The organism is Coprobacillus sp. (genome assembly GCF_984815275.1).
Genome location: NZ_CFJNYH010000018.1, coordinates 16,299 through 28,790, shown reverse-complemented (window position 1 = coordinate 28,790; position 12,492 = coordinate 16,299). Strand labels below are relative to the sequence as shown.

The window sequence follows — 12,492 nt, the reverse complement described above, 5'->3', positions numbered from 1 at the left end:
GTACCATAAAAATAACATGCATTTTTTGCACTTTTTCATTTTGAATTTTACGAAATTATTTGTGATCTCTTTCGAGACTTTTTATTGTGGTATTTACATATATTATAGGCAATCCCTATTAATAATAATTCAGTCTTTACATTGAGTCTTCCTCTTCTTCTTAATCGAGCGTAATTCATGTCCTGTTTAATGACACCAAATGCTCCTTCAACTTGAATACATCGTTGCTTCTTCATTTCTTTCCCTTCATCATTACCTAAGTTTTCATCAACTCTATTCAGTAATTCATTTAAAGCATAATTGATTTGTATTTTTCGTTGTTCTTTTGCTTTCGTACATTTATCCTTGACTAGGCAAGTATGACATTGACCGCATTCAAATACTCGACTTATTTGTAAATATTCTCCTTTGGTATTCCATCGTTCATCCTTTTCAATATGAAATGGATGTCCTTGTGGACAAACTTTAAATCCTTGTTCATCATATTGCCAATTCATTGGATTATAGATCTGTTTTTTAAAATCTGATGAATTCTTTTTTGCATAATAATTATATTTTAATCCAAGTTCCATTCCATTAATAACATTGAATAATAAATTGTCATAACTCCCATAACCTGCATCAGCTATAGGCCATCTTGGATACCTGTCGTAGATATCTTTATACTTTTTCATAAATGGGATATATGTTCTGGTATCAGTAGGATTTGAAAATATTTCCATATGCATAATGTATTCGTCACATACACCAATCTGCAAGTTATACCCTGGCTTAAAAACACCCGTCTGATTATAATAGTCATATTTCATATTCATCATAGTTGCATCATGATCAGTTTTTGAATAACTGTTTCTATCACCGCAAATTTCTAAAGATTTTTCATATCAATCCAATCTCATATAAATATCAAGAAATTCATCATAATATTTCTGTAATATAGATCGATTTCGACCTTTTCCATATACAATTTCAGTATTATTTTCAACCATCATATTCATTAACTGCTCTACAATGAATCCTATATCATTGGAAGAATATTTTGACTTTGTTTCATATCTTAAATGAAAATGCTCATTTAACTTTGAAATGAAATCAGTTGCTTTTGAAAATGTTTTTCCTGATATCCAAGTATCGCTTTTTCCATACAAAACTGTTCTTTTTTGCATTAGCTTCTATTTTAGTTCCATCAATATACAATTTAGAAGCATCAACATCATCTAATTCAATAATTCTTTTGACAATATCATAAAAAATATCTTCAATAGACATCGATAATTTATCTGATATAAATCTTTGAAAAGCCATAAATGATGGAGTCTGTTCATTAGATAACCACATATATCGAATATCGTATTTACACAACTCCTCCATTTTTCTTAATTCACCTTCGCCATTCATGAATGCAAACAATGTAACTTGCAACATCATATTAGGGTCGTAGCCCTTATTGCCTCTATGAGAGCAATTAAAATATTTAGAAGTATCAATTCCTTTCATGATTTCTACGAATGATGCCACAGGATCATCTGCAGGAACGAATGTAAAAAAATCTAGTGGAAGTTTGCATTGAAATGCGTTATAATTACCATTGCTTATGGGATAATTAGATTCTAATATTTCAATCGTATTCATAATCTAATTATACTAAAAACAGCACATAAATTCATTCCAGAATCTACGTGCTATTTTTCATTTACTATCATATACATTTATTTTAATGCGTTACAGCCTCTTTTTTGTTATTTTATAGAAATTGGTCTATAATGGTAATGAGGTGATTTTGATATGTGTACAGCATTTCAATTCAATGGATATTTTGGTAGAAATTTAGATTTGGAAACAACATTTGGTGAACAAGTTGTATTGACACCAAGACATTATTCTTTTCCATTAAAAAATGGAACATTGTTTAAAAATCAATATGCAATGATTGGTATGGCATGGAAAATTATCCATTATATGCTGAAGCTATGAATGAAAAGGGATTATGCATGGCTGGCTTATATTTTCCAGAAAATGCTCGTTATTTTCCTGAACAGGCAAATAAAACGAACATAACACCTTATGAGCTGATTCCCTATCTATTAGGACAATATGAAAGTGTACAGGAAATGAAAACAGTCATTGAACAAATTTCTCTTTTAGATATTTCTTTCAATGCAAAAATTCCTTTAACACCTTTACATTGGATCATTGCTGATCAAAAAGAAAGTCTGATTCTACAATCAACGCAGTCAGGATTGCAGGTTTATCAAGATGCTTTTCATATTTTAACCAACAATCCACCATATCCTTATCATCAATGGAATGTTCATAACTATATGCATTTGACATCGTCTTATCCTCAAGATCATTTAACTAGTCAATCATTGAAGCCTTATGGAAATGGATTTGGGACAATTGGTATTCCTGGTGATTTTTCACCTGCTTCACGTTTTGTGAAGACATTGTGGTTAAAGGAAAATGTTATGATAAATGAAAAAGAAGAAGAGAATGTCAGTCAGATTTTTCATATTTTAGATGCTGTCGCAATGGTCAAAGGTTCAGTAAAAACAATGCAAAATCAAGAAGATTATACGGTTTATTCTTGTTGTATGAGCATGAATGATGGAGCTTATTATTACAAGACATATGAAAATAATCAAATTCATTGTATTCAAATGAAAAATAAAGTTTCTGCTTCACAATTATCTATCTACCCATTAAATAGACAACAAAATATTCAATATCAATAAAACTGCTTAGGCAGTTTTTTTGTTTATTATCGTTCATAAAAATATTAAAAATAAAACATTTTATATAGAAAAAGTAGGTTATACTTTGTTTAGAAAATGAAAGGGATTTAGCGCTACGAATTTCATAATATTAGGAGGAAAAATATGAATTTTTTTAATAAGCTACAGACTGTCTTAGAAAAAGTTGTTGGTCCATTTGCAACAATGGTCGCCAATAGTAAATACATTAAAGCATTAACAGAAGGTTTTATGTATACAATGCCAATTACATTAGGGGTAGCAGTTATTGCCGTTTTGTCTAATTTGCCTATTGATCCATGGGTTGATTTTTTAAACAGTACAGGATTATATACAGTAGGGCAAGAGGTTATATCTTTAACATTATCTTTACTTGCTATTTATGTTGTAGGAGCAATTGGATATTGTTTTACTAGAAATGAAGGTGAGCAAGGAATTATTGGAGCTGTCATGTCTACAGCAGCGTTTATTATTTTAATGCCAATTCAAACATTTACTAATGAAGCTGGAAGTTCAGTTTCAGCTTTAGCTACCAATTATATGGGGAGTGACGGAATTTTCTTGGCATTAATTTTAGGTTTATTAATTCCAAGATTATACTGTTTTTTAATGAGTAAAAACTTGAAATTGAAATTACCAGATTCAGTACCACCAATGGTAAGTATGTCATTAGCACCTACATTTGTGGCTATGATTATCTTTACATTAGTTTTGGCCTTAAAATGGGCATGTACATTTACACCAAATGGAAATGTATTCAATGTTGTTTCAACATTTATTGGTCAGCCAATTTCATATTTTGGAGCTTCACCAATATCATTAATTATTGTCTTTTCATTAATGAATTTAATCTGGTTCTTTGGTATTCATCCAAATGCTATTTTAATGCCATATATGCCTGTTTTAATGATGGCTTCTATGGCTAACACTGAAGCTTTTCTAGCCGGAGAAACAATGCCTTATCTTATTTTTGGAATTTTAGGGGCTTGTGTTCAAATTGGTGGTGCAGGAAATACATTAGGATTATGTATTGCAACCCTATTTGCAAAATCTGAAAAGTATAAAGCAATGCGTAAACTTGTTATCCCAGCTAATATTTTCAATATTAATGAACCAATCATTTTTGGTTTCCCAATTATGTTAAATCCTTTATATGTGATTCCAATGGTCTTTTCACCTGCAGCTTCAGGATTAGTTGCTTGGGCTTTAATTGGTATTTTACCAATATCTTTTAATCCAACAATTTCTATGCCTTGGGTAACACCTGGATTCATTACTGTGTTCTTCCAAGGTGGAGTCTTCATGTTGTTATTATGGTTAATAAGCTTGGCTATTCATTTTGTCATGTATTTACCATTCTTCTTAATTGATGACAACAATGCTTTAAAACAAGAACAAGAATTAAAAGCGAAATAGAAGTTTGTTTAGACAAACTTCTTTTTGGAAAGGAGAAAACATTATGGCAAAAATACAATGTAATGTCATTTCATATACATTAATGAGAACTGTTGATATTGATGTGATTTTACCAACAGTTACGATTCCTGAAAGTATGATTAATAAGGGAAAAATTCATCATGATTATCATAAGAAATTTCCAGTACTCTATCTTTTACATGGATTTGGAAATAATCATGCACAATGGTGTGGCTATACAAATGTTGAATTATATGCTGAAGAAAGACAGATTGCTGTTGTTATGATTTCAGGTGAAAATAAAAAATATATTGATCAAGATGAGGATTTATTCGCAGATTTTATAGAAAATGAATTACCAGAATTTATTACTCAGGTTTTCCCTGTTTCTACAAGAAAAGAAGATACTTATATTGCAGGACTTTCTATGGGTGGATTTGGTGCTCTTTATCATGGATTGAGTCATCCTGAAAAATATAGTGCAATTGGTGCATTTTCACCAGGTATTGAAATGCAGGGAAATCCAATTGATCTTTATGAAGTTTTGGATCAATGTCAACATGAGATTCCTATTTATATGGCTTGTGGTGATAAGGATTTTCTTTATGATACGAATGTTCAATTCGTTAAAAGTTTAAAAGAAAAAAAGATGTCATTAACATGGTTGAGTGTACCAGGCTATGAGCATGAATGGCGTTTCTGGGACAAGTGTATTGAAGAATTTTTAGATTGGATTCAGCGAAGTGATGCTTATGCAAATGCAAAAAGAAAAATTTAAGGAGGTAAAATATGGGATTTCCTAAAGACTTTTTATGGGGTGGTGCTACAGCAGCCAATCAATACGAAGGTGGTTATTTGAGTGGTGGTAAAGGCTTGGCGACTGCTGATACCATTACAAATGGTGATCAAAAACATCCTCGACGTATTATGATTGAACTTGAGGATGGAACAAAAAAAGAAATAAATCGTTTTGAAGATGTGCCAAAAGGTGCAAAAGCTATTGTTGATGAAGATGTTTATTATCCAAGTCATGTGGCAACTGATTTTTATCATCACTATAAAGAAGATATTGCTTTAATGGGTGAAATGGGATATAAAACGTTTAGAATGTCTATTAACTGGTCACGTATTTTTCCTCATGGTGATGATGATCAACCTAATGAAGAAGGTTTAAAATTCTATGATGATGTTTTTGATGAATGTCATAAATATGGAATTGAACCACTTGTGACAATTAATCATTTTGATTTGCCGCTCCATTTGTCTTACCAATATGAAGGATGGTTAGATCGTAGAACAATAGATTTCTTTATGAACTACTGTCGTACTATTTTTACGCGTTATCAAAATAAAGTTAAATACTGGTTAACTTTTAATGAAATTAATTTTTTAAGAGATTATTCTACTTTAGGTATTACAGAAGCATCCAATCCTCAAAAACAGCAACAGGCCATTTATCATTTGTTACTTGCTAGTGCAAAAGCAGTTTATTTAGGACATCAAATCAATCCGGATTTTCAGATTGGTTTAATGATTGCTAATATTTTATTCTATCCGGAAACATGTCATCCCGATGATGCTATTGCTGAAATGGAAATGGCGAGAGATTTTAAAGATTTCTACTATGATGTTCAATGTCGTGGTTATTATCCAGCCTATAAATTAAAGGAATTAGAAAGACAGAATATCATTTTACAAAAAGAAGATGGTGATGAACAAATTCTTCTTTTAGGGACAGTAGATTTTATATCATTTAGTTATTATAATTCGTCTGTTATTTCAACACATGGAAATAATGAAAAATCAGGTGGTAATCAGTTAGGTGGCGTTAAAAACCCATATCTTGAAGAAAGTGAATGGGGATGGCCTATCGATCCACAAGGTTTAAGACTTGTTTTAAATCGTTTATACGATAAATATCAACTTCCACTTATGATTGTTGAAAATGGTTTAGGAGCTTTAGATACAATTGAAGAAGATGGTAGTATTCAAGATGATTACCGCATTGATTATTTAAGAAAACATATTCAACAAATTCAAAAAGCAATAGAATATGATGGTGTAGACGTTATAGGATATACACCATGGGGATGTATTGATCTTGTCTCTGCAGGAACAGGTGAGATGAAAAAGCGTTATGGATTTGTCTATGTGGATATGGATGATTTTGGAGAAGGTACACTTAAAAGAATACGCAAAAAATCTTTTAGCTGGTATAAAAAAGTGATAGAAACCAATGGAGAAGATCTTGATTGATGTAAGATAGTAAAATGTGTTAGAATGTTGCTGGTGATAGAAATGAGATTGATTTTCGATGAAGAATATGAAGATGTTGATAGTAGTATTAGAGATTATGATGATAATAAATATTGTTTGTTTATAGATTCAGCAGGAAGTAATGAAGCACCTTCCACTATAGAAGTTCATTGGCATGAATGGCTGGAAATTGTTCACATTATTGATGGACATATGACAACTATTACACCATCTGGTTCATTTGAGGTTGGACCAGGTGATGTGATTGTCATTGGTATGCAGTCACTTCATAAAATGATTGGAAATGCAGGTCATTTTCGTCTCCAATGTTTGCATATTAATAATGGTTTTATTATACAGCACATGCCTTCTACATTATTGCTTGATAAAGTATTTATGATTAAAGATTATAATGGTTTTATAGACTTGTTTTCACAAGTTATTGCTAAAATGAATCATGATGATATTATCTCCCAATTAGAATATAAAGCGTCCCTTCTTTCCTTGTTGGCTCATTGTCTTCAGGAAAGTCATTATGATCCTACATCCTATCATCATGAAAATAATGATATTTTTTCAAGAATTCTTTTCTTTGTCAGTACTCATTATCGTGAAGATATATCTTTACAGTATTTATCGAATCATTTTGGTTATACAACTCAGCATATTTCATTGATGTTTAAGCGTTATTCAAATACAAACTATTATACCTATTTAACAAAGCTTCGTTTAGATAGAGCAAAGTTTTTATTAATGACATCATCAAAACGTATTATTGATATAGCTTTTGAATGTGGTTTTTCTAGTGAACATGCTTTGATTAATCATTTTAAAAAATGGTATGCAATGACGCCCTCACAATATCGTAAACAGCAACATTCATAAAAAAGCAAGGGCTTTTCTTTAGAAAAAGTCCTTATTTTATAAGGAGGACAAAATGGAAAAGAAAGTACTAGTGATTGATGTAGGTGGAACTTTTATCAAATATGGTTTGATTGATGAAGAATGTCAGTTAACAAAGACATCTAAAATCAAAACACCTTATGAATCTCAAGAACATTTTTTTAAGACATTACAAAATATTTATTTATCATATAGAAATGAAAATATCCAGGGAATTGCGATGAGTGTACCTGGAAAAATAGATATTGAAAAAGGTGTGATGTTAACAAGTGGAGCACTTGTTTATTTGGAAGGTTTAGAACTTGCTGAAAAACTTTCAGCATTATGTGATCATTTACCTGTATCGGTTGAAAATGATGGCAAAGCAGCGGCTTTGTGTGAATCATGGGTTGGACAAGCTAAAGATTGTCAAAGTTGTGTCGTTTTTATTTTTGGCTCAGGAGTTGGGGGTGGTATCGTTATGAACCATCAGGTTTTACGTGGATTGGATTTGATTGCCGGTGAATTTAGTCCTGTTTTTGTAGATTTGCATCAAGGAAATTATCAAAGCTTTGCTGGTGAGTATTCAACTTTAGCAGTTGTAAAAAAGATACAAAACATGAAAGAAGATGAAAATATTGATGGTGAACAAATGATGCAGCTTTATCGTCAGCAGGATGAAGAAGTTGTTGTTGTGTTAGAGGATTGGTTTGATGCTATAGCAAAATTTTGTTATAACATTGATTGTATCATGAATCCTGAATGTTTTTGTATTGGAGGAGGAATCAGCCAAGACCCATTGTTTGTAGAAAAAATTCAGGAAAAGATTGATGAAATCTTTACAAAGGCTTATCTGTTTAGAAAGCCTCAAGTGAAAACTTGTCAATATCATAATGATTCTAATTTAATTGGAGCTTATTATACATATTGTCAATTATTTCAAAAAGGTGGTGAAAAACTATGAAAATGATTTTTCGTGGTGATGATTTAGGTATAAGTGAGGGAGTAAATTATGGTCTATTAAAATCTATTCAGGATGGAGCATTGAGCTGTGTAGGAATAATGCCTAATATGGAAAGTGCCAGACATGGTTATCAATTGATAAAGGATATTGATATTTGCCTGGGACAACATACAAATATCTGTTTAGGAAAACCAATCAGTAATCCTGCCCTCATTCCATCTTTGGTTAATGATAATGGTGAATTTTATTCGAGTCATGATATCAATCATCGACAAGAGGATATAATTGATATTTTGGAATGTGAATTAGAGATTGAAGCCCAACTCAAAAGATTTATAGAGATAACTGGAAAGAAACCAGAATATTTTGAAGGACATGCTGTTTTTTCTAAAAACTATTTACAGGCCTTAGAAAATGTTGCGAAAAGACATCATCTTTTTTATGATAATCCTATGGATCCAAACTGGCAAAAGCAGCATCATATTTATTCTTTAGATTTCTTTTCGTTTGATGAAAAAGGTCTTTATGATCCATACACATATTTTGAAAGTCAACTAGCGAATATTCAAAAGAATGAATGTAGTATTGTTGTATTTCATCCTGGTTTTTTAGATCAATATATTTTAGAGCGTTCTTCTTATACCTTGATTAGACCCATGGAATGTGAGTTTTTATGTAGTCAATGGTTAAAAGATTGGTTGGAAAAATATCATATTCAGGTTGTTAATTTTCGTGATTATCAAAAGGGGCTGTAACGAAATAAATATTTCATAAATGAGCTCAACCAAAAAGGACACTGAAATCAATTGATGATTCTCATTGTCCTTTTTGGTATAATTAGATTATGGAAACCATCACATTTACACAATCTAATTACACTGATAATTATAACGCATTTCAGTTATCTTTGCCACTAGATTTAGGTATAAAAATTAATCCTGATGATGAGGTTGTTTCTTTCTTAAAGGCGCTAGAAGGAGTGAATCTTAAGAAGTATTTAAAAAAAGATGAGCGTCGAGGTAGAAAGGGATATGATAACGTTTTGCTTTTGAAGGCTGTCCTCTTTGCGAGAATGATTGGACAATGCCATCTTAGGGATCTGCAATCCTTATGTAGGTACGATATCAGATTCATGTATATCATGAATGAGGAAACACCAAGCTTCATGACGTTTGAACGTCTCATGAATGATTATCTGATTGATGATATTGAACATATCTTTTTTGACGTCGTTGGCAACATTTGTCATCTCATGGATGTTGATAAAACAGTTCAATTTATTGATGGTACAAAGATAGAAGCCAATGCTAACAAATATCCCTTTGTATATAAGGCAAGAATACTCAATGCCAGAATGAGATTGTTTTCTAAAATAACGCATGCAATCATTGAGGTAAACATGGAAAGTGGTTTTGACTTTCCATATCATCATTTTTACTGTGCACAGGAAATAGGATATATTGTGCAGTATCTCATGGAACTGATGGTTAGTGAATACATTGAACCAGTCTATGGAAGAGGAAGAAGAAAAAATGATATTCAAAGATGGTATGACCTGTTTCTTGAATATTATATGAAGCTTGATGAATATGAATATTGGCTGTCTGTCATAGGAAAAGATAGAAACAGCTGTTCAAAGACTGATCATGATGCCACAATGTGTGCAACAAAGATGGATTATTACTGCAATACCGGGTTGAGTAGACCATGTTATAATGCACAGATAGCAGTAAGTGATGGCATCATAGTCAATGCAGATTTGTTTCAGCGACCAGCAGATGCAAAGACATTTATACCATTCACGGAACGATATAGGAAATTCACAGGAGGATATCCAATATATCCAATGGCAGATGCCAGATATGGAAGTGAAGATAACTATATGTACTGCCTAACCCATGGAATGGATCTATATATGAAATATGGAATGTATGCAAAGAAGAATGAATCAGGATTCATAAAAAAGAAGTTCAATCCATATAACTGGGAAAAGAATAATAATGGGTATAAAGTATGTCCAGGAGGGCTAGTTTTTGATTGTCATATTGGAGACATATATGATGAAAGTGGAGAATATCTGAAAATAAAGCAAAAAATGACAAGCCAAGAAAGCTGCGAGGGATGTCCCTATAAGGAAGAATGCTGCAAAAGGAAAAATCATAGGAAGGTACTGATAAGAGATACAGTACTGGATGAATTCTATGCAGTTGTTGATAAAAATCTATTTATTGAATTTGGAAAAGAGCTAAGGAAACAAAGAAGCATACAGGTAGAAGGAGCATTTGGAGTGATAAAGCAGGACATGAAATTTACAAGATTGACAAGAGGAGGAGTAAAAAATGCAAAAATGGAATTTCTCATAGTATACTTAGGATACAATCTAATTAAATATCATAGGTATCGACTAAAAATAGAGAAAAAAAGGCAAAAAGAACTTCTCAACTTTAAAGTTATGTACATAAAAAATGAGATTTGAGTGATATAGGGATATTGCGCCCAAAAACAGCTGAAAATGATATAAAAACGACAATATTCATCTTCAAAATGAAAGAAGATGTTTTTTACATCAAAAACATAAAAAGAAAAGAGCTGAAAGAAATCAACTCTTTAAAAAGTTATTTTCGTTACAGCCCCTTTTTCTTTTGGAAGTGATAAAATAAATAAGAACTCGTGAAAGTGATGTGAGAAAATGAAAGCATGGATTAAAATATGTTTATGTATAGGTATCAGCTTGTTTGGTTTAACAGGTTGTCAAAAAGATAAAATATTAAAACCAAAACAAGAAACATTTCAAATAGAATTAGGAAATAAAATTCCTTTAGAGGCAAAACTGTATTTGAATTTTGATGGGTTAACAGCCAAACAAACTCAAGACATTGAAAGAAATAGTATTATGTCATTACAAAAATCAAATCAATCTCATTCATATGAAGATGTTGGAATTTATCAGGCTCAAATAAAATATCAAGGTGAAGTTCTTGAATTTCCAATTGAAGTTATACAAACAAGAGCGCCTGTTATTTTAGGTCCAAATACTCTTTATCTTCAACAGGGACAACAATATGATTTTCAAGAGAAATATCGTATGATTTGTTATAGTGAATTAAAAGAAACTAAATTTGATTCATCAAATATTGATATTCATAAAGTAGGAACATATTCACTAATAATAAAAGCAATGACAAAAGATAATCAATTGTCTTCTCAAAGAAATATTACTGTTCATGTTCAGAAAAAAGTTCATTCTATAAATAAAAAAACTGTTTTCATAGATGTTCCATACTATAATCAAATGGATGTCAATGCACCAAATGGTTGTGAGACAACTGCACTCTATATGGCATTAAAGTATAAGCGAAAAGTCAATATAGAATTAGTTGATTTTATTAGGCGGCAACCTAGCAGTCAATCACCATACTTTGGTTTTTCTGGAGATCCTTTTGGACTGCCAAGTCAAGCAGATGATTACTATACTATTTTTCCTACGCCACTTATTCAATATGCTAAAGATTATGGGGGTCTTCGTGATATATCTGGTTCTGACTTAGCTGATATAAGAGACGAATTGACTAATGATCATCCTGTTGTTGCTTGGGTTACAGGTAATCTTTATGAACCACAATTGAAGACTTACTATTTCGGACAGGCTGTCAAGAATCTCCATATTGTTCTGGTGAATGGCTATGATATGAATAAAGAAATTTTTTATATTCAAGACCCAATGAATAGAGAATTAAAAGAAGTTTCTTTTCAAGATTTTGCTTTGGCATATAATGCTATGAAGTTTGCTATATGTGTTGAATAGAATCAATATATAATAAAGGAGAGTAAAGATGGATATTCAATTATTTATAATTCAGTATTGGGAAGATGTTGCAAAACAAAAAGAAGAAGCATTAAAAAGATATTTTTATGAAAATGCTTATATTCGTTGGCATGATTCTAATGAACAATTTAATGTTAACGAGTTTATAAGAGCAAATTGTGATTATCCTGGCAATTGGTGTGGAAAAGTTGAACGTATTGAGTGTTTGAATCATACTGTTGTTACAGTCACGCATGTTTATTCAAGTGATGCCTCATTTCACGTTGTTTCATTTTTTGAGATAGTAGATAATAAAATTACATCGCTTGATGAATATTGGGGTGAAGACGGTGATGTTCCACAATGGCGAAAAGAAAAAAGAATAGGCAAACCTATTCAATAAAGAAAGGAAATTA

At 31.4% G+C, this 12,492-nt stretch carries 11 protein-coding genes and 1 pseudogene; 10 read left to right on the top strand and 2 right to left on the bottom strand.

Going from position 1 to position 12,492, the window contains the following annotated elements; genetic code table 11:
- Positions 1-47: 47 nt before the first annotated feature.
- Complete coding sequence (locus tag AC5M21_RS07880; RefSeq protein WP_008790859.1) at positions 48-818, bottom strand: transposase; 771 nt, start codon at positions 816-818, stop codon at positions 48-50.
- A gap of 274 nt (positions 819-1,092) precedes the next feature.
- Complete coding sequence (locus tag AC5M21_RS07875) at positions 1,093-1,632, bottom strand: transposase (RefSeq protein ID WP_008790861.1); 540 nt, start codon at positions 1,630-1,632, stop codon at positions 1,093-1,095.
- A 153-nt stretch (positions 1,633-1,785) separates the two neighbouring features.
- On the opposite strand from AC5M21_RS07875, the pseudogene bsh reads away from it, so the two are divergent.
- The 10 genes and pseudogenes from bsh (at position 1,786) to AC5M21_RS07825 (ending at position 12,479) form a co-directional block, all read left to right on the top strand.
- A pseudogene (gene bsh, locus AC5M21_RS07870) lies at positions 1,786-2,735 on the top strand (choloylglycine hydrolase).
- A gap of 144 nt (positions 2,736-2,879) precedes the next feature.
- Entirely contained in the window at positions 2,880-4,169 is a 1,290-nt protein-coding gene (locus AC5M21_RS07865) for a PTS sugar transporter subunit IIC (protein WP_008790864.1), read from the top strand.
- A 43-nt stretch (positions 4,170-4,212) separates the two neighbouring features.
- Positions 4,213-4,947: an alpha/beta hydrolase gene (locus AC5M21_RS07860; RefSeq protein WP_017143965.1), complete on the top strand. Its 735-nt coding sequence runs from the start codon at positions 4,213-4,215 to the stop codon at positions 4,945-4,947.
- 11 nt (positions 4,948-4,958) lie between these two features.
- A complete protein-coding gene (locus AC5M21_RS07855) occupies positions 4,959-6,425 on the top strand; it encodes a family 1 glycosylhydrolase (protein WP_008790866.1) in 1,467 nt (488 codons plus the stop codon).
- A gap of 42 nt (positions 6,426-6,467) precedes the next feature.
- Positions 6,468-7,310 carry a helix-turn-helix transcriptional regulator gene (locus AC5M21_RS07850; RefSeq protein WP_236916414.1) on the top strand — a complete coding sequence of 281 codons (843 nt, stop codon included), beginning with the start codon at positions 6,468-6,470 and terminating at the stop codon, positions 7,308-7,310.
- A 52-nt stretch (positions 7,311-7,362) separates the two neighbouring features.
- A complete protein-coding gene (locus AC5M21_RS07845; protein ID WP_008787131.1) occupies positions 7,363-8,271 on the top strand; it encodes an ROK family protein in 909 nt (302 codons plus the stop codon).
- On the top strand, positions 8,268-9,026 hold the full coding sequence (locus AC5M21_RS07840) for a ChbG/HpnK family deacetylase (RefSeq protein WP_008787132.1): 759 nt from the start codon (positions 8,268-8,270) through the stop codon (positions 9,024-9,026). The genes AC5M21_RS07845 and AC5M21_RS07840 overlap by 4 nt, the downstream gene beginning before the upstream one ends.
- An 89-nt stretch (positions 9,027-9,115) precedes the next feature.
- Positions 9,116-10,747, top strand: a complete 1,632-nt coding sequence (locus tag AC5M21_RS07835; RefSeq protein ID WP_008787133.1) for a transposase — start codon at positions 9,116-9,118, stop codon at positions 10,745-10,747.
- Positions 10,748-10,960: 213 nt separating this feature from the next.
- Positions 10,961-12,076, top strand: coding sequence for a C39 family peptidase (locus AC5M21_RS07830; protein WP_008787134.1), 1,116 nt, complete (start codon positions 10,961-10,963; stop codon positions 12,074-12,076).
- Positions 12,077-12,104: 28 nt separating this feature from the next.
- A complete protein-coding gene (locus tag AC5M21_RS07825; RefSeq protein ID WP_008787135.1) occupies positions 12,105-12,479 on the top strand; it encodes a hypothetical protein in 375 nt (124 codons plus the stop codon).
- Positions 12,480-12,492 lie beyond the last annotated feature (13 nt).